At 60.7% G+C, this 22148-nt stretch carries 21 protein-coding genes; 10 read left to right on the top strand and 11 right to left on the bottom strand.

The genetic code is table 11. From position 1 onward, the window contains the following. Positions 1–17: 17 nt before the first annotated feature. On the bottom strand, positions 18–1271 hold the full coding sequence (locus J2046_RS25745; RefSeq protein WP_210056698.1) for a sarcosine oxidase subunit beta family protein: 1254 nt from the start codon (positions 1269–1271) through the stop codon (positions 18–20). A gap of 308 nt (positions 1272–1579) precedes the next feature. Here J2046_RS25745 and rpsU point away from each other — a divergent pair, with 308 nt between their 5' ends. Both rpsU and J2046_RS25735 read left to right on the top strand, forming a co-directional pair. Next, positions 1580–1807 carry a 30S ribosomal protein S21 gene (gene rpsU / locus J2046_RS25740; protein ID WP_037155834.1) on the top strand — a complete coding sequence of 76 codons (228 nt, stop codon included), beginning with the start codon at positions 1580–1582 and terminating at the stop codon, positions 1805–1807. 287 nt (positions 1808–2094) lie between these two features. Further along, positions 2095–2871, top strand: coding sequence for a tetratricopeptide repeat protein (locus tag J2046_RS25735; protein ID WP_233470299.1), 777 nt, complete (start codon positions 2095–2097; stop codon positions 2869–2871). A 159-nt stretch (positions 2872–3030) separates the two neighbouring features. Here J2046_RS25735 and J2046_RS25730 read toward each other — a convergent pair whose 3' ends face one another. The 6 genes from J2046_RS25730 to J2046_RS25705 form a co-directional block, all read right to left on the bottom strand. Continuing rightward, positions 3031–4431, bottom strand: coding sequence for an NAD(P)(+) transhydrogenase (Re/Si-specific) subunit beta (locus J2046_RS25730; RefSeq protein ID WP_210056696.1), 1401 nt, complete (start codon positions 4429–4431; stop codon positions 3031–3033). Positions 4432–4445: 14 nt separating this feature from the next. Next, positions 4446–4865: an NAD(P) transhydrogenase subunit alpha part 2 gene (locus J2046_RS25725; protein ID WP_210056695.1), complete on the bottom strand. Its 420-nt coding sequence runs from the start codon at positions 4863–4865 to the stop codon at positions 4446–4448. After that, a complete protein-coding gene (locus J2046_RS25720; protein WP_210056694.1) occupies positions 4865–6148 on the bottom strand; it encodes a Re/Si-specific NAD(P)(+) transhydrogenase subunit alpha in 1284 nt (427 codons plus the stop codon). Before J2046_RS25720 ends, J2046_RS25725 begins: the two co-directional genes overlap by 1 nt. Before the next feature lie 84 nt (positions 6149–6232). Further along, on the bottom strand, positions 6233–6457 hold the full coding sequence (locus J2046_RS25715) for an aa3-type cytochrome c oxidase subunit IV (protein WP_037155824.1): 225 nt from the start codon (positions 6455–6457) through the stop codon (positions 6233–6235). 182 nt (positions 6458–6639) lie between these two features. Then, positions 6640–7398: an N-acyl amino acid synthase FeeM domain-containing protein gene (locus J2046_RS25710; protein WP_210056693.1), complete on the bottom strand. Its 759-nt coding sequence runs from the start codon at positions 7396–7398 to the stop codon at positions 6640–6642. A 168-nt stretch (positions 7399–7566) separates the two neighbouring features. Then, the gene (locus J2046_RS25705; RefSeq protein ID WP_233470291.1) at positions 7567–9888 is read right to left on the bottom strand and encodes a putative bifunctional diguanylate cyclase/phosphodiesterase; all 2322 of its coding nucleotides are present in this window, start codon (positions 9886–9888) and stop codon (positions 7567–7569) included. A 437-nt stretch (positions 9889–10325) separates the two neighbouring features. Here J2046_RS25705 and J2046_RS25700 point away from each other — a divergent pair, with 437 nt between their 5' ends. After that, complete coding sequence (locus tag J2046_RS25700) at positions 10326–10886, top strand: TRAP transporter small permease subunit (RefSeq protein ID WP_210056691.1); 561 nt, start codon at positions 10326–10328, stop codon at positions 10884–10886. Between the two features lies 1 nt (position 10887). Next, complete coding sequence (locus J2046_RS25695; RefSeq protein WP_210056690.1) at positions 10888–12810, top strand: TRAP transporter large permease; 1923 nt, start codon at positions 10888–10890, stop codon at positions 12808–12810. Positions 12811–13220: 410 nt separating this feature from the next. On the opposite strand, the gene J2046_RS25690 is transcribed toward J2046_RS25695, so the two are convergent. Beyond that, complete coding sequence (locus J2046_RS25690) at positions 13221–14327, bottom strand: TRAP transporter substrate-binding protein (protein ID WP_210056689.1); 1107 nt, start codon at positions 14325–14327, stop codon at positions 13221–13223. Between the two features lie 308 nt (positions 14328–14635). Between J2046_RS25690 and J2046_RS25685 the strand changes: the two genes are divergently transcribed. Continuing rightward, complete coding sequence (locus J2046_RS25685) at positions 14636–15409, top strand: gamma-glutamyl-gamma-aminobutyrate hydrolase family protein (protein ID WP_210056688.1); 774 nt, start codon at positions 14636–14638, stop codon at positions 15407–15409. Between the two features lie 201 nt (positions 15410–15610). Here J2046_RS25685 and J2046_RS25680 read toward each other — a convergent pair whose 3' ends face one another. Further along, positions 15611–16633 (bottom strand): LacI family DNA-binding transcriptional regulator, encoded by a 1023-nt coding sequence (locus tag J2046_RS25680; RefSeq protein WP_210056686.1) that lies wholly within the window; start codon positions 16631–16633, stop codon positions 15611–15613. A gap of 125 nt (positions 16634–16758) precedes the next feature. Continuing rightward, positions 16759–17253 carry a MarR family winged helix-turn-helix transcriptional regulator gene (locus J2046_RS25675; RefSeq protein WP_210056685.1) on the bottom strand — a complete coding sequence of 165 codons (495 nt, stop codon included), beginning with the start codon at positions 17251–17253 and terminating at the stop codon, positions 16759–16761. A gap of 84 nt (positions 17254–17337) precedes the next feature. Here J2046_RS25675 and J2046_RS25670 point away from each other — a divergent pair, with 84 nt between their 5' ends. From J2046_RS25670 to J2046_RS25660, 3 genes are all read left to right on the top strand, one after another. After that, positions 17338–18129 (top strand): creatininase family protein, encoded by a 792-nt coding sequence (locus tag J2046_RS25670; protein ID WP_210056684.1) that lies wholly within the window; start codon positions 17338–17340, stop codon positions 18127–18129. Positions 18130–18195: 66 nt separating this feature from the next. Next, positions 18196–18453, top strand: a complete 258-nt coding sequence (locus J2046_RS25665; protein ID WP_210056683.1) for a type II toxin-antitoxin system Phd/YefM family antitoxin — start codon at positions 18196–18198, stop codon at positions 18451–18453. After that, positions 18450–18860 (top strand): type II toxin-antitoxin system VapC family toxin, encoded by a 411-nt coding sequence (locus tag J2046_RS25660; RefSeq protein WP_210056682.1) that lies wholly within the window; start codon positions 18450–18452, stop codon positions 18858–18860. Before J2046_RS25665 ends, J2046_RS25660 begins: the two co-directional genes overlap by 4 nt. Here the strand turns inward: J2046_RS25660 and J2046_RS34385 are convergent. Further along, entirely contained in the window at positions 18785–19345 is a 561-nt protein-coding gene (locus tag J2046_RS34385; protein ID WP_411828554.1) for a GNAT family N-acetyltransferase, read from the bottom strand. The two genes, J2046_RS25660 and J2046_RS34385, sit on opposite strands and share 76 nt — an antisense overlap. 430 nt (positions 19346–19775) lie before the next feature. Here J2046_RS34385 and J2046_RS25650 point away from each other — a divergent pair, with 430 nt between their 5' ends. Beyond that, positions 19776–20873: a CobW family GTP-binding protein gene (locus J2046_RS25650; RefSeq protein WP_210056680.1), complete on the top strand. Its 1098-nt coding sequence runs from the start codon at positions 19776–19778 to the stop codon at positions 20871–20873. A gap of 61 nt (positions 20874–20934) precedes the next feature. Then, positions 20935–21921, top strand: coding sequence for a WD40 repeat domain-containing protein (locus J2046_RS25645; RefSeq protein WP_210056678.1), 987 nt, complete (start codon positions 20935–20937; stop codon positions 21919–21921). Positions 21922–22148 lie beyond the last annotated feature (227 nt).

The following is a 22148-nucleotide window of genomic DNA, read 5'->3' as shown; positions in this document are numbered from 1 at the left end:
TGGTCTGTTCCCCCAGGTCAGTGTGCGACAGCGGCCGCCGCCGCCTCGTCGATCAGCCGGCCGGTGCGGAACCGGTCGAGCGTCAGTCCCGCCGCCAGACGGTGCGGTTCGACCCTGGCGATCAGATGTGCGAAGAGGTTCGCCGAGCCCGGCGTCGCCTTGAAACCGCCCGTGCCCCAGCCGCAATTGACGAAGAGGCCGGGCACCGGCGTGACGCCCTGGATCGGCGAGCGGTCCGGTGTGTTGTCGGTGATGCCGCCCCATTGGCGCATCATCTTCACCCGCCGGAAGATCGGGAAGAGCTCGCAGATGGCGTCGAGCGTATGGGTGATGATCTGCAATCCACCGGTCTGCGAGTAGGAATTGTACTGGTCGGTGCCGGCGCCGATCACGAGTTCGCCCTTGTCGGACTGCGAGATATAGGCATGCACCGTGTTCGACATCACGACACAGGGGAAGATCGGCTTCAACGGTTCCGAGACCAGCGCCTGCAGCGGGTTGGAATGAAGCGGCACGCGCACGCCCGCCATTTCCATGACGACGGAGGAGTGACCGGCTGCCGAAACCCCGATCTTCTTCGTGCCGATGAAACCCCTCGTGGTTTCAACACCCGTCACCTCGCCGTTCGCGCCTCGGCGGATGCCGGTCACCTCGCAGTTCTGGATGATGTGCACGCCGCGATCGGAGGCCGCGCGGGCATAACCCCAGGCGACCGCGTCGTGGCGGGCGGTGCCGCCGCGCCGCTGGAGTGCTGCGCCGTTGATCGGGTAACGCGCCGTCTTGGAGATGTCGAGAACCGGAACAAGAGCTTTCGCCTGTTCCGGCGTCAGCCATTCGTTGTCGATGCCGTAGAGCCGGTTGGCGTTGATGTGCCGCTTGAAGCTCTGCATGTCGTGGGTGTTGTGCGACAACATCATCACGCCGCGCGGCGAATACATGACATTGTAATTGAGCTCCTGGCTCAAGCTCTCCCAGAGCTTCAGCGAATGCTCGTAAATGTCCATGCTCTCTTCATAGAGATAGTTGGACCGGATGATCGTCGTGTTGCGGCCGGTATTGCCGCCGCCAAGCCATCCCTTCTCGAGCACCGCGACATTGGTGATGCCGTGCTCCTTGGCGAGATAATAGGCAGCACCAAGGCCGTGCCCGCCGGCGCCGACAATGACGACATCATAGGAGGAACGAGGCTCCGGCGAGGCCCACTGCGCTTCCCAGCCTTTATGGGCGCGCATCGCCTCGCGGGCTATGGCGAAAACCGAATATTTGCGCATCTCGCCTCCAGACTCCTGGGATCGTTGGCTCGGTGATTTTGGGTCGGCATTCTCGGTAGTGCGATACCCATCGCAAATCAATATGCGCCGCAATGGCTGTTTTGCGACGCGTGAGACGATTGTTTCGACACGCGGCAAAAGGACCCGGATCCATTTTCGCGAGAGTTTGAACGGGGCATATGGACTTCCACGGACTCATCTGCTATGCCGCATCACCAATCGCACGGTTAACGCCGGGCGGACGTTATTTTTCGTCCTCTAATCGTACCGATGAGGGCGAGCAACCAAACCAAAGGAACGGGATTCACGTGCAGGTACTAGTCCGCGACAACAATGTCGATCAGGCGCTCCGCGCTCTCAAGAAAAAGATGCAGCGCGAAGGCATTTTCCGTGAAATGAAAATGCGCGACTACTACGAGAAGCCGTCGCAGAAGCGCGCTCGCGAAAAGGCCGAAGCTGTTCGTCGCGTCCGCAAGCTGGCTCGCAAGCGCGCTCAGCGCGAAGGCCTGATCGCCGGCGGTCGCACCGGTCGTTGATCGGCCGCTTTTTCGACGTTTTCCTGTGCTTTCAGGGCGGTGGCGACAAGGGCGCCGCCGCTCTTTTGATTTGGTCTTGAACCAATTGCATGTCGCCCCGAAAGCGGGAACCGGTTTTGGGACAACGACAGGCAAGGGAACAAGAAATGCTCTTTGCCCGATACGAGGAAACGCGCCTGATGGCCGCTAAAACTGCCGTTCTGATTCGTGGAACCCAAATTTCCGGCCTTTCAACTATCGTTTCTCCCCTCCGCGGCAAGACCGCGCTCGTCCCCGCGCTGTTCGCCATGCTGGCGATTGCCGGCTGCTCGACGACCTCCACCGACATGATCACGGTTGACCGTGCCCAGGGCAGCCAGGAAAACATCTCCTCGCTCTCGGCGGTCATCAATGCCAATCCGAACGATCCGGAAGGGTACAACGTCCGCGGCACGGCGTACGGACGCGCAGGCGAATTCTCCCGCGCGCTTGACGACTTCAATCGCGCCATCCAGCTCAATCCGCAGTTCTATCAGGCCTATGCCAACCGGGCGCTCGTCTATCGCAACATGGGCAAGCCGGTGGACGCCGCCAATGACTACAACCGGGCGCTGCAGATCAACCCGAGCTACGATGTCGCCTATATCGGCCGGGGCAATATCTACCGTCAGGCAGGCCGCACCAACGAAGCCTTCAACGATTTCTCCAAGGCGATTGAACTCGATACGACCGACGGCCGCGCCTATCACAACCGCGGCCTGATCTACCAGCTTCGCGGTCAGCATGCCCAGGCGATCGAGGATTTTTCCAAGGCGATCTCGCTCTCGCCCAATTCGGCCGAACCCTATAACGGACGCGGCATTTCCTACGTCGCGCTGAATGACGACGACAACGCCTTCGCCGACTTCAACCGCGCGATCGAGCTGAACGACAAGCTCGCCGAATCCTGGGCAAACCAGGCGCTGGTCTACGAACGCAAGGGCGACAAGTCACGCGCCTACAGATCCTATTCGCACGCCGTGCGCCTCGACCCGAATTACAAGCCCGCCGTTGACGGCGCTTCCCGCACCCGCGCGACGAGCTGAGACTCCGCTTCATAGCACTCGAGGCGTGGACGGTTCTCCGTTGCCGAGTCTATTGGTCGCTGGCCTCGTCGCCATCAAGATCGAAATCTTCGAGCAATCGACCACAAAAAAGCCCGGCATCGCCGGGCTTTTCTACTTACTATTCAGCAATCACTCACGTCAGTGCTTCATCGCCTTGACGATATCCTCGGTCATCTTCTTGGCGTCGCCGAGCAGCATCATCGTGCCGTCCTTGTAAAACAGCGTGTTGTCGATGCCGGCGTAACCGGAGCCGAGCGAGCGCTTGACGAACAGGCAGGTCTTGGCCTTGTCGACGTCGAGGATCGGCATGCCGTAGATCGGCGAGGACTTGTCGTCGCGCGCCGCCGGATTGGTGACGTCGTTGGCGCCGATGACGTAGGCGACGTCGGCTTGCGCGAACTCAGCATTGATGTCTTCCAGTTCAAAGACCTCGTCATAGGGCACGTTGGCTTCGGCGAGCAGCACGTTCATATGGCCCGGCATGCGGCCGGCGACCGGATGGATGGCGTATTTCACCTCGACGCCGTGCTCTTTCAGCGTGTCGGCAAGCTCACGCAACGCATGCTGCGCCTGGGCGACCGCCATGCCATAGCCCGGCACGATGATCACCTTCTCGGCGTTCTGCATCAGGAAGGCAGCGTCGTCGGCCGACCCCTGCTTGACGGTCCTCTGCACGCCGTCGTCGCCGGAGGCCGAAGCGGTCTCCCCGCCGAAGCCGCCGAGGATGACGGAGATGAAGGAGCGGTTCATGCCCTTGCACATGATGTAGGACAGGATCGCGCCGGACGAACCGACCAGCGCGCCGGTGATGATCAGCGCCAGGTTGCCGAGCGTGAACCCGATGCCGGCGGCCGCCCAGCCGGAATAGGAATTCAGCATCGATACGACCACCGGCATGTCGGCGCCGCCGATCGGCACGATGAGCAGCACGCCGAGCGCCAGCGCCAGCGCCACGACCAGCCAGAAATCGAAATGGCTCTCGGTCTGCACCAGGCCGACGATGAAGACGACGATCAGCACCAGCAGGCCGATATTGATGAAATGCCGGTAGGGCAGCAGGATCGGTTTGCCGGACATGCGCCCGTCGAGCTTCAGGAAGGCGATGACCGAGCCGGTGAAGGTGATCGCACCGATCGCGGCACCCAGCGCCATCTCGACCAGCGCCTGACCGTGGATTTCGCCGATCTCGCCGATCCCGAAGGAGTGCGGCGCATAGAGTGCTGCGGCGGCCACCATGACAGCGGCGAAACCGACCAGCGAATGGAAGCCGGCGACAAGCTGCGGCATCGCCGTCATCGGAATGGTGCGGGCGATATAGGCCCCTGCCCCGCCGCCGATAGCGAGCGCCAGCACGATCAGGATGAAACCGCCGAAGGTCGGCGTGGCGAGCAGAAGCGTGGTGACGATGGCGATTGCCATGCCGACCATGCCGTAGATATTGCCCTGACGGCTGGTGGTGGGGTGAGAAAGACCCCGAAGTGCCATGATGAACAGCACGCCGGAGACGAGGTAAAGGAAAGCTGCGAGATTCTGCGACATCGTCTAGGCGTCCCTCAGCGATCTTTTTTCTTGTACATGGCAAGCATCCGGCTGGTCACTAGGAAGCCGCCGAAGATATTCACCGAGACGAGCACCAGAGCGACGAAGCCGAAACCGGTGGCGAAACCGCTGAGCGAGGCGCCGACCGCAAGCAGTGCGCCGACGACGATGACCGAGGAGATCGCGTTGGTGACGGCCATCAGCGGCGTATGCAGCGCCGGTGTCACCGACCAGACAACGTAATAGCCGACGAAGATCGCCAGCACGAAGATCGCCAGTTGGAAGACGAAAGGATCGATCGCGCCGCCGGAAACGGCATGAGCGGCTACACCGGCCGCATTGGCAACTTCGGGCGCCTGCTCCGCGGCGGCCTTCACGGCGGCGACCGCATTGTCGAGGCTTTCCAGCGCCCTGTTCATAATTTCATTTGCCATCAAAGCCCCTCCTTCTTCGCGGCATCGTCCTTGGCGGGTTTACGGCGCGCGCGCGTGGCTTTTTCCGCCGGCGCGTCACTGGCCGAAGCCACCTTCTCCTTCCTGGGCGCCGCCTTCTTCGGCGCAGGCGCCGCTGCCGGCTCTTCGGCGGGCACAGCCGTCGCGAAGGTCGGATGCACGACCGCGCCGCCGTTCGTCAGCATGGTCGCCTTGACGAGTTCGTCTTCGATATTGATCGAAAACTCCTTCGTGCCCTTGTCGACCATAGTCTCGATGAAGGCATAGAGATTGCGTGCATAAAGCGCCGAAGCGGATGCGGCGATGCGGCCGGCGACATTGGCATAACCGATGACGGTGACGCCCTCGACGGTGACGACCTTGCCCTTTTCGGACCCCTCGATATTGCCGCCGCGCTCGACCGCAAGATCGACCGCCACCGAGCCCGGCTTCATCGAGGCGAGCATGGCGCGCGTGACGAGCTTCGGTGCCGGGCGGCCCGGAATGAGGGCCGTGGTGATGACGATGTCCTGCTTGGCAATGTGGTCGGCAACCAGCGCCGCCTGCTTGGCCTGATATTCCGCCGACATCGGCTTGGCGTAACCGGCAGTGGTCTCGGCGGCCTTGAACTCGTCGTCCTCGACAGCGATGAACTTGCCGCCGAGCGAGGCGACCTGCTCCTTGGCGGCAGGGCGCACGTCGGTCGCGGAGACGACGGCGCCAAGGCGCCTTGCGGTGGCAATCGCCTGCAAGCCGGCAACGCCCGCCCCCATCACGAAGACCTTGGCGGCAGGAACCGTGCCGGCCGCCGTCATCATCATCGGCATGGCCCGGCCGTATTCATGCGCGGCGTCAATCACGGCGCGGTAGCCGGCAAGGTTCGCCTGGGACGACAGGACGTCCATGGATTGCGCGCGGGTGATGCGCGGCATCAGTTCCATGGCGAAGGTGGTGAGCCCCGCCTTCGCCATGCCGGCGAGTGCCGCCTCGTTACCGTAAGGATCCATGACCGCAAATACGACCGCGCCCGATTTATAGGACGCGATCTCCACTGCCGTCGGCCGGTTGACCCTGAGCAGGATATCGGCCGCTCCGGCATCGGCGGCGGTCCCGATGCGGGCACCGGCAGATTCGAAATCTGCGTCGGGAATGCCCGAAGCCAGCCCCGCGCCATTCTCGACGACCATCGAAAAGCCGAGGCCGACAAGCCGTTTTACCGTCTCGGGTGATGCGGATACGCGCGGTTCTTCCGAACCTTCGCGGCTTACAAATACGATCTTCGCCAAAGACTGTTTCCTCCCAGTCGATATCGCAGGAGGGCGCGACATCTCATCCCCCCTTACGCCAGAGACAAATCCGGCCGGTCAGGATCAGCGCAGCAGGAAGACGCCGGCGATGTTGAGAACGATGAAGACGATGAGGCTGCCGAGGAAGCCCACGCCGCCGAAGAAACCGGCGGCCATTGCGATCAGCAGGACGGCGGTGACCATCGTGCCCCATTTCGCACCGGCGATGAACATGTTGTAGGTCTTCTCATGTTCTGAATAGTCCATGGAAGCCCCTGTTTCCACCGGCCCGCTATGGTGATTGTCCATCTGTCCCGTCTCCTTAGAACACCAGCCGCACGCGACCCGCGGGGTCAAGCGTTTTCGCGCGCGGGAAAAACCCTCTTGAACGTCCTCGATCATGCCTGGAGCAGCAAGATGAACGTCACGTCAGGCCTTACACAAAGCGGCTGGAAAGCGCAATGGCACGAAACGCCGCTCCCGTACGCTCGTCACGTCACGTAGGCCATCTCGGGAGAATCCGGCCTGACGGCGATCCGGGCCGTCGGAAGGATGGTGAGCGGCGACATCTCGAAGCGCGCAGACCGGTCGAACATCAGCCGCCGCTCGAAGGCTTCGGATTGAAAGGCCGGGAAACGCCGCATCAGTTTCGACCTTATCTCCCGCGTGCGCGATGCAAGCAGGGTCAGCTCGAAGCCATAGGTCTTTGTCATGGTCGGCGGAACGACGGTATCGGCATAGAAGAAGCGTCTGTAGAACGCCGCATGCGAAGGGCGTATATGCTGCAGCATGCGATCCGCGTCGAAATGGATCGCCGCCATGATCGTCGGCCTGACGGTGAGATAGGGAAGCGTCGAGCGCTCGTTGGCGAATTCCGCATCGATGGCGAATCGCGCCGGATCGATGAGCGTGAGGCCGGCATCGAGAAAAGCGTTGATCGCATCGGGAAAAATGCCGCTCGACTGGGATACCCGATGCTCCGGCGTTACATAATGAATACGTAATGTACTGACGAGCTCTTCGTAGTAATAGACGCCGAAGACATAAGCATGGCTGTCGAAATCGATCTCGTCGAGCATACTGCTCACAGCAACAGGCAGCACATTGTGTGCCTTATAGGCCCTGTATCTCAGCCGTGCGATATCCTCGAAATCCTCATGGCTTTCGATCCGCCGGTATTCTATGTGATCCAATGTCTCAAGAAGCTTGCTGGAAAAATATCCGTCTGAAAAGGTCTTTTCTGTTTGCATTGCGGTCATTCCTGGGGCGTTAACCAGGAATTAACCCTAAAAGGCGTTAGGGCTGCAATAAGCGAATGCCGATTTTAATAAAGTTTTAAATATTATGGTTAAGAAGCACCGGATCGGCCTTCCGGCTGCACGAAATCCAATCACATTCGCTCAGATTTTAGGCAGGAGTCAGCGTGCGGCGGCCCTGAACGCGGGGCTTTGCGTGTTCTTTGCACCGCGCCGCAGGGTGGAAAGCTTGCCGGCCGGCGAGGCTTCGGCTGCAAGCTGGGTGATCTTTTCGGCATCCACCGGCATGGAGAAGACGTAACCCTGAACCAGATCGGCGAAACGGTGACGGTTGATGAGCGCAAGCTGCTCCCGCGTCTCGACGCCTTCCACGATGATCTTCAGGCCGAGTTCTCGCGACAGGTGTACGATGCCGCGCAGGAGCTTCAGCTTGCGTTGGTCCTCGCCGATATTGCGGATGAAGGCCCGGTCGATCTTGACAATGTCGACCGGCAGCGAATCCAGGTAGCTGAGGCTCGAGAAGCCGGTGCCGAAATCGTCGATCGCAATCGTGACGCCGAGCGCCCGGAACTGGTTGAGAATCGCGCTGACTGCGACGGGCTCGTCCATGAAACAGCTTTCCGTCACCTCCAGGTGCAGCCTGGAGGGATCGAGCGAATGGCGCTTCAGAACGTCCGCCACGTATCCGACGATCTCGTCATTGCGCAGGTCCTGGATCGAGAGATTGACGGACACGCCCATCGGGTTGGGCCAGGTCATGCAATCGCGACAGGCCTGATCAATGACCAGGCGCGTGATCTGGGAGACGAGGCCCATATCCTCCGCCATGGGAATGAAGATGTTCGGGCCGACCAGGCCGCGTTCGGCATGGTGCCAGCGCACCAGGGCTTCGCTGCATTCGATGACGGAACCGTCGGGCCGGTACATGGGCTGGTAGACGACATGGAGGGCTCCATTGGCGACCGCGAGCCGAAGGTCTGCACGGAGCTTCTGCTCATCAATATATTGCGCATCCATTTCCGGCCGGAAGACGGTCAGCGCACCGTGCCCTTCGGACTTTGCATGGTTAAGGGCGAGGTCGGCCTTGATCTGCCAGTTCTCCATGTCGAAATCCTGCGAGGGCAGGATGACGCAGCCGCCGTTCATGGAAACCGTCAGACGCAGGCCTTCCACATGGTAATCTCCCTGAATTCCCGCGTGAAGCTGGCGGATCTGCTGTTCCAGCCCGCCACTGTCTTCGCCACCGGTAAGCAGGATGACGAATTCGTCGCCGATTAGGCGGCCGGTCAGCATGTGGTCCGTCCCAAGCGCGGCAAACCGGGCCGCGATCGCCGAAAGCAGCCGGTCGCCGACCACATGGCCACGCATGTCGTTGACATGCTTGAAGCCGTCGACGTCGAACACGGCGAGAGCCGCCAGCGCCTCGCCGCGACCGCTCACCTTCTCCGCCGCCAGGCCGGCGAAATAGCCGCGGTTCGGCAGACCTGTCAGCGCGTCAAACCGCACCATATGCAGGATCTTTTCCTCTGCGGCCACGCGGGCGCTGACATCCTCGAAAATCAGGACCACGCCGCCATCGGAGCGATGGCTGACGGAAAATTCCAGGTGACGTTCGCCGCTGAATCGAAACAGTGCCCGGTTCAACGTCCCTTTGGCCAACAGGGCGATCTGCTGAATAATTGCGTCGGTGGCGCGGATGGTGCCCTGCCGCAGCACGTTCACGAGTTCGCTGTCTTTCACGTCTAGAGCAGGATCGAGTCCCAGGAGATCGCGGGCCTGACGATTGATGACTTCGATCCTGCCGCTACCGTCCAGCATCATCAGGCCGTGGGCCATGGTCTTGAGCGCGGTGTCGAAGCGGCCGGCGATGAGGGTCATTTCACGCGAAGCAATGACGTTCTCGTAAAGGAAATCTCGAACCCCCTTGGCCATGGAGCGCGTGGTAAGCCCGAACGGGATCAGCAGCAGCGACATCAACGCCAGATTCAGATCGCCGGTTAGAATACAGGCCACGATGATCGGCAGGCAGCAACCGATGATCTGAAAATCCACCGCATGACGTGAACCGTAATTGCGCCCGACGATGGACATCATCGTACCGAGCGTCATCGCGATGCAGGTGAAAGCCGCAAACGTGCTCTGCAGAACGAGAAGTGCGTAACCGCTGGCAACACCCAGTAGAACCGCGGTCATCGCCGCTCCGACGACATAGCCGCGCTCGATGGAAGCAATTTGTTCGCGGGACAGGGACTGCTTGTCGAGACGGTCGAACTGCCAGAAACCCGTGATGCGATAGAGAAAAACCGCGACGAAGCATGCCGCCATGCCGAGATAGAAGACTGAACCGGTATCGCTGAAGACGAGAAAGCACCACATGACGTGCACGATCATGCCCGTCGCCAGCGTGCCGCGATTGCCAAACAGTGAGCTGACGAACGACAGGTACACGTCCGTCTGCAGCACCTTCGCTTCGGTCTCTTTCATCGGGTTCATCCCTTTGGTTCCGGCCAACACTGCTGAAAACCTTTTAAAAATTGATTGTGCAAGTGCCTCATCCCCCCCTAATCAGTGGGGGGTTGTTGAGAGTTTGCTCAATGAATTCCAAACAGGATAGCTAAAATTCCAACACCTGTGCCGAATTGGGATTTGCAGCACGGCCGCCATTCGCGCCCATCGATCGTCCAACACGCTCTCCGACTTTCGTCGAATCCTCCGCTGTTTGCACTCAACAAAACGCGAAAACCTTGCTGAAAGCCGCCGATTTCAGGCTTTGCCCGTTACCCGGCGATTGATTTTTGCCGCACCAGTCAATACACGTCGCGCCACCGAAGCCGGAGGCTGTCGCTTCCGGCCGAACACTATCCTATCATGACCCAGGACCTGATAATCACTCAAAATAAGTCCAAGAGGAGGGGAAAATAATGGCTGGACTGCTTGTATTTAGTCGGCTCGTCGACGCTGTTACGACGGCAATTGGCAAATCCATATCCTGGCTGCTGCTGGCGGCGGTTCTGATCAGCGCCGGCAATGCCGTGCTGCGCAAGACGATGGACCTGTCGTCCAATGCCTGGCTGGAAGTGCAATGGTATCTGTACGGCACGGTCTTCATGCTGGGCGCGGCTTATGCGCTTCTGCAAAACGAGCACGTCCGCATCGACATCCTGTCGTCGAGCTGGTCCAAGAAGACCCGCGACATCATCGACCTCTTGCTCCACATCATCTTCCTGCTTCCCTTTGCGGGACTGATGACATGGCTTGCCTGGCCCTGGTTCTGGCTTTCCTACCGCTCCGGCGAAATATCCTCGAATGCCGGCGGATTGATCATCTGGCCTGCAAAGCTTGCCGTACTGCTCGGCTTCATGCTGCTCCTGCTCCAGGCCCTGTCCGAAATCATCAAGCGGTTTGCGGTCGTGACCGGCCGGATCGAAGACCCGCGCGAAGATAAAGCCGGCCAGATGCCGCCAGCCGCATCCGAGGTCTGACATGATCGATTTCATCGCGCACAACCTCCCGCTCGTGATGTTCACGAGCGTCATGGCGATGCTGCTGCTCGGCTACCCCGTCGCGTTTACGCTGGCAGCCGGCGGCCTCGCCTATTTCGTCATCGGGGTCGAACTTTCGGCTATTTCGCCGGAAATCCGGCTCTTCTGGCCGCTCCTGCAGAGCCATCCCGAACGCATTTACGGGATCATGTACAATGATACCCTTCTCGCCATACCGTTCTTCACCTTCATGGGCATCATCCTGGAACGGTCGCGCATGGCCGAGGACCTGCTCGACACAATCGGTCAGCTTTTCGGTCCTGTCCGGGGCGGTCTCGCCTATGCGGTGATCCTGGTCGGCGCGCTGCTCGGCGCCACCACCGGCGTGGTCGCCGCCTCCGTCATGGCGATGGGCCTGATTTCCCTGCCGATCATGTTGCGTTACGGCTATAACCGGCCATTCGTTTCCGGCACCATCGCCGCATCGGGAACACTCGCCCAGATCGTGCCGCCCTCACTGGTGCTGATCGTCATGGCAGACCAGCTCGGCCGCTCGGTCGGCGACATGTATGTCGGCGCTCTTTATCCGGCCCTGCTCATCGTCGCGGTCTATTGTGCCTATGTGTTCATAGTATCGATGACAAAGCCGCAATGGGCCCCTGCACTGCCGCCGGAGGCGCGCACGCTGGGCAATGGCGTGACGTCCCTCATCGTGATGATCGCGATCGCGGTGGCTCTCTATTACCTCGGGCTCCACGTCCTTTTCACCGGTATCCAGAGTCCTGAATGGCGGCTTGTCGCGGCGATGGCCTTTGCGATCGCCGTCGCCTACGTCGTTGCCATCGTCAACGGGCGCATGCAGAAGAAGATCATTTCGAGGCTCGCCGAACAGGTGATCATCGTGCTGATCCCGCCGCTCGCGCTGATCTTCCTCGTGCTCGGCACCATCTTCCTCGGCATCGCGACGCCGACCGAAGGCGGCGCCATGGGGGCCACCGGCGCTCTCATCCTGGCATTCGCCAAAGGACGGCTCACATTCGCGTCGATAAAAAGCGCCCTCGATTCCACCACGAAGCTCTCCGCCTTCGTGATGATGATCCTGATCGGCGCCCGCGTTTTCGGTCTCACCTTTTACGGCATCAACGGCAACGTCTGGATCGAGGAACTGCTGCTTGCCCTGCCGGGCGGCGAATACGGCTTCCTGATCGTGGTGACGATCATCGTCTTCATCCTGGGTTGCTTCCTCGACTTCTTCGAGATCGCCTTCATCATGGTGCCCCTGCTCGCGCCGGTGGCCGACAAGCTCGGCATCGACCTTGTGTGGTTCGGCATCATCCTCGGCGTCAATCTGCAGACATCGTTCCTGACGCCGCCCTTCGGCTTCTCTCTCTTCTTCCTGCGCTCGATCGCACCCTCGGCGCCCTGGGCGGACAAGGTGACGGGCAAAATGATGGAAGGCGTGAAGACCTCGGAAATATACCGCGGCGTGCTGCCCTACATCGTCATCCAGTTCGCGATGATCCTGGTGGTGATCGCCTTCCCGGGCCTGGTCATGCATTACAAGAGCGACCAGCAGGCTGTGAATCCGGACGACGTGAAGATCGAGATCCCGGGCTTCGGCAACCAGAACGGCTCCGCACCGGCACCGTTCGGCCTGCCGCCGCTTGGCAATCAGCCCGGCGGCACAGGTGGCCAGGCCCCCTCTATGGGCCTTCCCCCGCTCGATCTTGGCGGACCTTCGCAGCAGGCACCGGCGGGCGGCGCGCCGGCGCAGCCCCAACTGGGCCTTCCTCCGCTCGATCTGGGCGGACCTGCTCCCCAGGCGCCCGCGGGAGGTCAGAGCCAGCAACCGGTACCGCCGGCATCGGGAACAGCCCCTTCCGGCAATCCCGATCTGAGCCAGCCGCCGAAGATCAATCCTTGAGGGGCGGCTTCCTTGTCAGCATCCTGATAGGAAGGTATATTTCGGAGCGGAAGACAGGGGTGGAGCCCTGCCTTCCTTTTACTTACCGCTTCGGGATAGTTAACCGGACATCTACTGACCAGATCGTCCGGTTTTTCCTAGACAGCAGTGCAATGGTCAGTGGTTTTATCCACATCGCATTACCTCCGGTTCGAGGGCAAGGCTCTTGCCTAAGTCGGTGAAGCCCGTCTTCACCGATGCTCCGGCTCGCCGAGGAGTGTGCTGCTTCTGCCTACAAACGCTGCAAGAATAGACAAGAACGTGCATTTGCCGAGCCTGCACAACCAACCGCAATCGGCAAGATTCACCACGAAAAGACCCCGGACCCTTGCGGGTCCGGGGTTTGCTGAAGCCAGAACTTCTGAGATCGATCAGAGCTTGCCGCTGCGCTGCTGGATCATCATGAAGGTGTCGTAGGTGTATTCCGAGAGCTGCATCCAGAGGTAGCCCTCCCGCTTGAACGCGGCCTGGTCCTCGTAGATCTTCTTGAACCACTCGTTCTTCGACGAGATGTCCTTGTAGACATCCATGGCCGAATTGAAGCAGGCCTCGAGAATGTCCTGGCTGAACGGACGCAGGATCGTGCCTTCACCGACGAGCTGCTTGATCGCCGCGGGGTTCTTCATGTCGTACTTCGCCATCATGTTGGTGTTGGCGAAGGCGCAGGCGTCCGTCAGCGCGGCCTGGTAGTTCTTCGGCAGGTTGTTCCACTTGTCGAGATTGACCATGGCGTGGATGACCGGGCCGCCTTCCCAGAACGCCGGATAGTAGTAATATTTCGCGACTTTGTAGAAACCGAGCTTGTGGTCGTCGTAGGGACCGACCCATTCGGCGGCGTCGATCGTGCCCTTTTCCAGCGCCGGATAGATGTCGCCGCCAGCGATCTGCTGTGGCACCACGCCGAGCTTCTCGACCACGCGGCCGGCAAGGCCGGCAATGCGCATCTTGACGCCCTTGAAATCGTCGACGGTGTTGATTTCCTTGCGGAACCAGCCGCCCATCTGGGCGCCCGTATTGCCGGCGATCATGCCATAGAGGCCGTGGGTCGCGTAGAACTCGTTCAACAGCTTGTTGCCGTTGCCCTCGTAGAACCAGGAATTCGTCAGCCGGGCATTGGGGCCGAAGGGAATGGCCGTGCCGATCGCGAAGGTCGGGTCCTTGCCGACATAGTAGTAGGAGCAGGTGTGGCACATTTCGACCGTCGCGGCGCTGACGGCGTCGGCGGCCTGCAGGCCGGGGACGATCTCGCCGGCCGCATAGGTCTGAATGGTGAAATTGCCGTCGGTCGCGGCGGCGACATGCTTGGCGATGTCTTCCGCGCCGCCATAGATAGTGTCGAGCGACTTGGGGAATGAAGACGTCAGACGCCAGGTGAGCTTCGGGTTCGTCTGCGCGATGGCCGGCGCGGCCAACGTCGTTGCAGCGGCAGCCCCGACCCCCGTCACGGCAGCCTTTTTGAAGAATGAACGACGATCCATAAAATACCTCCCATAAAGATGAAACCGCAGGGTTATCCGTTCCCATTCCCCCGGCTCTGCCGCGAAGTAAACATGTTGCTCAAAGGGTTGCAAGCACTGCCGCCGATAATCCTTAATACCGGCAGGTCTTTTGACCTTAGACTTTCGTCGCACCCGGTCGGAAAGGAGATTATTGAAGAAATTCAACGGAGAACTGCTTATTCTTTGTGCAGTGTCCGACCAGGGACCATGCCGCGAACTTGACTTGAAACGCCTTCCGGCGTCACAAGAAGCAAGGCGCTTGCCACCTGCTTCACGTGGAGATTCCAATGCCGAAACCGATCGTCGCCGTGCCCGCCGACATCCGCGAACTGGACGGAGCCATCTGGCACGCCACGCCGAACCAATATGTCCAGGCGGCGCTGAAAGTGGCCGAGGTGATGTCCTTCATCATTCCGGCGTTCGAAGAAGGCAACGAGATCGACGCCATCCTCGATCGGGTCGACGGCGTGCTGGTTTCCGGTTCTGCGACGAACGTTCATCCATCTCTCTACGGAAGGGAAGCCAGGGATAGCGACGGCCCTTTCGATCCGGCCCGGGACGCGACATCCCTGCCGCTCATTCGCAGCGCCATCGACAGGGGCATCCCGCTGCTCGCCATCTGCCGCGGCATCCAGGAGCTGAATGTGGCGCTCGGCGGCACGCTCGCAAGTGAAATACAGGAACAGCCGGGCACATGGGATCATCGCAAGCCAGATGTTCCCCATCGCGACGACATGTATGCCATCCGCCAACCGGTCTTCGTCCGGGAAGGCTCCTGCATTGCGAACCATCTCGGCCTTTCAGGCGAGGTCCAGGTAAACTCGCTTCACCGCCAGGCGATTGCCGAAACCGCGCCGCGACTGAGGGTCGAAGCGACGGCGGAAGACGGCACGATCGAAGCGGTATCGGTGATCGATGCGAAGAATTTCGCCGTCGGCGTGCAGTGGCATCCGGAATACTGGGCGGAAACCGATGCCCCCTCGCGCGCGCTCTTTAAGGCTTTCGGCGATGCGGTGCGAACCTATGCCGCCCGCAAGGCGCTGGCCAGCGTGGCGGCTTGATATTCAAGGATATCCCGCCACCCAGACGCGACTTCGCCCCTCTCCCCTCTCCCCGCACGCGGGGAGAGGGGAGAGGGGACGTGCGCGGTCTGAGTGTTGGAGAGGGACGGAAACGGCGCGGCATATGTCCTTCTCCCCGCAAGCGGGGAGAAGGTGCCCGGCAGGGCGGATGAGGGGGCATTCCTCGCACGGTTGCCCGTGTCACGTTCGCGGCTTGTAGATGCCCGTGGACTGGCGGATGCGCATTTCCGGCTTGATCAGGTGCAGGCCGTCCGGCTCATGGCTGCCGGCCAGCCGGTCGAGCAGCGCGCGCGCCGCAAGCCGGCCGACTTCCGCCTGGCCGTTGGAAACCGTGGTCAAGGCCGGCGTGGCGATCGAGGCTTCCTCCAGATCGTCGTAGCCGGTCACCGAAATGTCTTGGCCGGGCACAAAGCCGGCGCGGGCGATGCCATTCATCAGGCCGATCGCCACGAGATCGTTCCAGCAGACCGCCGCCGTCGGCTTCTGCGGCAGCGAGAGGAAATTCACCGCCGCCTCGAAACCGCCCTGCTTGGAACGCGGGCCGGGAATGCGCAGGTTCGGATCCACCTCGATGCCCGCCTTGCGCAACGCGTTGACATAACCCTGGTAACGGTCACGGCCGGTCGAGGTCTGGTCCGTGCCGCCGATCATGGCGATGACCCGGTGCCCGAGCCCGATCAGATGGTTGGTGGCGAGCGAAATGCCGTAGCTGTCGTCGCCGCGATAGGTGGGCAGGTCGACCCCTTCCATGGAGCGGGCAACAAGGATCGCCGGCATGCCGTTCTGCTCGCAGAGCTTGACGTCCTCGACAGGCGTGCCGATTGCCGGCGACATGATGACCCCGTCGCCGCCGAGCTGCAGCAGGGTTTCGATGAAGGTCCGCTGCTTCTCGACCGAATCGTAATGATTGGAGAGAATGAACGTGTGGCGGCTGCGGTCGAGCTCGCTTTCGATCGCCTTCAGGATTTCGCCGTAGAACGGGTTCATGATGTCGTGCACCACGACCCCGATGATGCCGGAGCGTGAAGTCCTGAGGCTGGCGGCGCGGCGATTGTAGATATAACCGAGCGCGCGGGCCTGCTCCTTGATCTTTTCGCGCGTATCGACCGCCACAAGCGGACTGTCGCGAAGTGCAAGCGAAATGGTGGCGGTGGAAAGACCGAGGCTCTCGGCAATCGTCGACAACTTGATCTTCTGCGCCATTTCCCCCCTCGCCACCGGCCGCTTTTGCTTTTCAGGTGCCGGAATTAAATTTTAAATAAACAATTTAATTCCACACGACAATCCTGTGACGGCAATTTTTCAGGGCCGCATCGCGCTCGCCAGGGTCAGTCGTCGGCGAGCGCAGGCTGGAGATTGTGTTCGACGGCCTTGAGCAGCTTCAGAAGCGTGCGCACCTCCTTGTCGGAGAGGCCTTTCACCGCAAGCGAACCGCAATCGGCGACCGAGCGGCCGATCTGTTCGACGCTTTTCAGGCCGATCTCCGTCAGGTGCACGTTCGTGAGCCGGCCGTCGGTTCCGTCGGGGCGGCGCTCCAGGAATCCCTGCGCCTCCATCCGGCCGATCGTGCGTGTCATGGTCGGTGCCTTCACGCCGAGTCTTGCGGCAAGCTGTCCGGGGGTCAGCCCGTCCTCCTCGGCAAGCGCGAGAATGACGCCGTCCTGGCCGGCATAAAGCCCGCTCTCGCCAAGGCTACGGCTGAGCGCGGTTCGCATGGATCGCGCCGCCTGCGTGATCGCCGGAGCGAGGTCGGCGGCCGAAAGGCTATCGAGCCCTTTCTTCTTGCCCGACTTGGCCTTCTTCTCACTCTTCTTCTTGCTCATCGGCTCCGCCTGTTTTGTGCTGTCGGATTTTAGCCTTATATCAGCTTCGCGTTATCCATACCGAAACCGGGAAACTACCGCCAGATGCCGCATCCCTTGCCACGCTATCATGACAATGATCCAACAGGTGCGTCCACAGAAAGGCGCGACTGGATCGCCGTCCTGCCGCTCGGGGCGCATGAACAGCACGGCCCCCACCTGCCGTTCGAAACCGATGCGCTGATTGCCGAGGGGCTTGTCGCACGGCTCATTCCCGCCCTCCCCGCCGGCCTGCCGGTGACCTTCCTGCCGGTCGAGCCGGTCGGCTATTCGATAGAGCACATGGATGTCGCCGGGACGAAAACGCTTGCCTTCGACGAAGGGGTCAATCGCTGGCTTGGCATCGCCGCGGAACTTCATGCAAACGGCATCCGCAAGCTTGTGCTGCTCAATGCCCATGGCGGCAACTCCCCGCTGATGACGATCGTCGCGACCGAGGCGCGCGTGCGCTTCGGCATGCTGGTGGTGGCGACAAGCTGGACGCGCTTCGGCCAGCCGGAGGGATGGATCAGGCCCGAGAGCAAGGCGATCGACATCCATGGCGGCGATATCGAAACCTCGGTGATGCTGGCGCTTCATCCGGATAAGGTGGACATGACGAAGGCAGCAAACTTCGGCTCCCGACAATCTGAGTTCGCGCAAGAATTCAAACATCTGCGTGCCTATGGCCCGCATGCCTTCGGCTGGAAGATGTCCGATCTCAACCCCAAAGGTGTCGCCGGCAATGCCGCGGCCGCGACCGCGGAACGGGGCGAGCGGCTCATCACCCACGCGGTCAGGGGCATCATCGAGCTGCTGGAGGACGTGGCGAGGTTTGATGTGACGTGCCTGAAGTGATCATACCTGAGCCGCGACGCTATCGATGCCATTTTGGACCAATTAAATGGACGAAAGGAACGCGGAATGGAAATCTCTGTGAGCGAGGCGAAAGCAAGCCTCAACGAGTTGCTTCATCGTGCTGAATCCGGTGAAGACGTTGTCTTGACGCGCCGGGGTCATAGGATCGCGCGGATCGTGCCGATCAAGCCCAGCCTGACAAGGGAACAGCGTAGGGCGCTCATCGACGAGATCAGAGCCATGGCACCGAAGCCTGCCGCGGATGATGTGCCCGCCGAGCGGAGCCAGGATTTTCTTTACGATGATAACGGCATGCCGGGATGATCGTTGTTGACACCTCGGCATTGATTGCCATCGTCAATAACGAAGCGATGGCAATCGCCTGCCAGGAGGTGCTGGCAGAAGACGTGAATGTTCTTCTGAATGCGGCGACCTTGACGGAAGCACTGATCGTCGCGCGGAGGAAGAAAAGCCTCCCCGGTCTCACAGCGTTGATCGATCAGCTTCCTATCACCATCATCGAGGTCGACGAAGTAAGAGCTGAACGAGCCGTCGCAGCCTATGCCCAATGGGGCAAGAGCTTTCACAAGGCCTCCCTCAACTTCGGCGACTGCTTTTCCTATGCGACCGCCAGGGAATTCGACTGCCCGCTTCTCTATGTCGGCAATAACTTCGACGAGACCGATGTGGTTTCAGCAATCCCGCAGGCGGCTGATGACAAAAATCCGTAGTCACGCGGCCTCGGCGATCTCCTCTGCAGTCGCGGCCTGCCGTCGGACAATCGTCTCGGGGTCGGCCGCAACTCCATGGTTACGATGCAATGGAAAGAAAAGAAGCGCCTGAGCCAACCCGTCCTGACGGCGCCGGTCACCACGAACCCCTTCTTCAGGTAGAGGATCATCGCCCGGTTGTGAGTGGCCACCTGCAGCCTGACGGAACGGCATCCCATCGAAACTGCGAGGTTCGAGACCGCATCGACGAGAGCGCCACCGGCACCCTTGCCGCGATGCATTGATCGCACGTTGATATTGTAGATATAAAGTTCGGATGCATCGACGCGGGGCTCCGTCGCCTTGAACAACAGGAAATTTCCGCCCCCTTTGATCAAGCCATATTCGGACAGGAAGTTCGAAAGGCGTGGCGAAAGCGGGCCGCGCCCTGCGACAAAGAAGGCCGCATAGCCGATCATGTCGTTACCGGATTGCAGCGCGACGATACGGTCATCATTGACCGTTTCCTCGAAGAGCCGGCTGCAACGCAGGTCGTCTCCAAGAAAAAACCGAAGCGAGGTCCGGCCTTTCTGAACTTTACGCCTGATCTCTGAACCGGCATTTCCAGATGGATTGGGATAGTGTATTAAACATTACTTATATTTCTCTTCCATTATACAAAATTCGTCCCTGCCTGCCCGGAATATCTACCAGGAGAAAAGCGGTTATGTCGGAAGAGCAGGTAGTAATCCGCAAATATTCAGATGGCTTGAACCGGACCGGATCACTTGACAAGATTCCGGCATTCTCGGCCATGTGATCTTATAACATTCAAAACCCTTTGAAGTCGCCGCGGCTTGCCCTTATATGAGGCGGACCAATTTCCTCGCCCGCAATTGCGTATTTTGGGCGCTCCCACATCCCTCGAGGTTTTCCATGACCGAAACAGCCACACAGAAGCCCGTTCCCGTTACCGTGCTCACCGGTTATCTCGGCGCCGGCAAGACGACGCTCCTGAACCGCATCCTCTCCGAAAGCCACGGCAAGAAATATGCGGTCATCGTCAACGAATTCGGCGAGATCGGCATCGACAATGACCTGATCGTCGAGTCGGACGAAGAGATCTACGAGATGAACAACGGCTGCGTCTGTTGCACGGTGCGCGGCGACCTGATCCGCGTGGTCGAAGGCCTGATGCGCCGCCCGGGCCGCTTCGACGGCATCATCGTCGAGACCACCGGTCTTGCGGATCCCGTACCGGTCGCGCAGACCTTCTTCATGGATGACGACGTGCGCTCCAAGACCGAGCTCGATGCGGTCGTCGCCCTTGTCGACGCGAAGCATCTGCCGCTGCGCCTCAAAGACAGCCGCGAGGCCGAGGACCAGATCGCTTTTGCGGACGTCGTGATCATCAACAAGACCGACCTCGTTTCGCCGGAGGAACTAGCCGAGATCGAGGATGTGGTGCGCGCCATCAACCCGGCCGCCCGCGTCTATAAGACGAGCCGCTCCGGCGTCGATCTCGCCCGTGTTCTCGACCAGGGCGCCTTCAACCTGGAACGCGCGCTGGAAAACGATCCGCATTTCCTGGAGCACGGCCACGAAGACCACGTCTGCGGCCCGGATTGCGACCATGACCATCACCACCATGATCACGACCATCATCATCATGATCATGATCACGATCATGACCACCACCATCATCACCATGGCGACGTATCGCCGATCCATGACGTGACGGTGAAGTCGATCTCGCTGCGCGGCGGCGAGATGAACCCGGAGCGCTTCTTCCCGTGGATCCAGAAGCTCACCCAGACGGACGGCCCGAACATCCTGCGCCTCAAAGGCATCATCGCCTTCAAGGGTGACGAAGAGCGCTATGTCGTGCAGGGGGTCCACATGATCATCGAGGGCGATCACCAGCGCCCTTGGAAGGATGGCGAGAAGCGCGAATCCCGGCTCGTCTTCATCGGCCGCGATCTTGATGTCGAGAAGATCGAGAAGAGCTTCAAAGCGTGTGAGGCTGCGGCATGAGGCCGGAAGAAAATGTGAAGCGGTTTCCGGGTGACGGCAAGCCGGGGAGAAATGCAGCGTAATGCCGACTGTTGCACCGCTTGATTTGCAAGGCCATGTCGTCGCGGCCCATTTCCTCGGCGACATTCCATTCTTCGCCACCGCCGCCGGCACGATCCACCGCCTCGACAGCGGCGAAAAGGTCACCGAAGCCCATCAGGGCCTGCTGACCTGCATCCGCGATCCCTTCAGCCCGACGCTGATTACCGGCGGCGAAGACGGCAAGGTTTTCCGCATCGGCAAGGACGGCGCGGCAACTCTCGTTGCCGATGCGCCGCGCAAATGGATCAATGTCGTGGCCGGCGGCCCACAGAATGCGGTCGCCTATGCCCACGGCAAGTCGAGCTTTGTGCGCCAGAATGACGGTTCGCTGAAGGAATTTCCCGAGAGCCGCAGCGTCGAAGGCCTTGCCTTTGCCGCCAAGGGGCTGCGCATCGCCGCCGCCCGTTACAATGGTGTGTCACTACACTGGATCGGCACCAATGCGCCGCCGGTCGATCTGGAATGGAAGGGGGCGCATACCGGCGTCACCTTCTCACCGGACGGCCGTTTCCTCGTTACGATGATGCAGGAAAACGCGCTGCACGGCTGGAAGCTGGACGGCAAGCCGGGCGAGAACCGCCACATGCGTATGACCGGCTACCCCGCCAAGGTGAAATCGCTCTCCTGGTCGCCGAAGGGCAAGTGGCTCGCCTCTTCCGGCGCGCCGGCGGCGATCGTCTGGCCGTTTTCCTCGAAGGACGGCCCGATGGGCAAGGCGCCGTTGGAGCTCGGCACCCGCGCGAATATCATGGTGACGCAGGTCGCATTCCATCCAGCTGAAGAGGTGCTCGCCATCGGCTTCGTCGACGGCATGATCCTGGGTGTCAGGATCGCCGATCAGAAGGAGGCGCTGCTGCGCCGTCCCGGCAACGGCGCGATTACAGGATTGAGCTGGAGCGCCAGCGGCAAGCTTCTGGCTTTCTCGTCGGAAGCGGGCGATTGCGGCGTAGTGGATATTTCCGCATAAATCAGCACAAAGACCCGCAGCGGAGAGAACTCCGCCACGACCTGATCCCGAGGGGTGGGATGGGCAGGCAGTGGGTATTGTGTGGTATTGATGTCAGGCTTGTCCGCCTGCCCGGTCGCTTCTGGCCTCATGTTTTCGCGGCCGACGGGAGGTGTCAGTTCCCGTTTTCCGGCGTAAGCATGGTCATTTGTCCTGACGACGCCTGACCGGCCTTTGCAACCATCACC

Source organism: Neorhizobium petrolearium (genome assembly GCF_017873175.1).
Lineage (GTDB): Bacteria > Pseudomonadota > Alphaproteobacteria > Rhizobiales > Rhizobiaceae > Neorhizobium > Neorhizobium petrolearium.
This window is presented reverse-complemented; position numbering and strand designations above follow the sequence as displayed.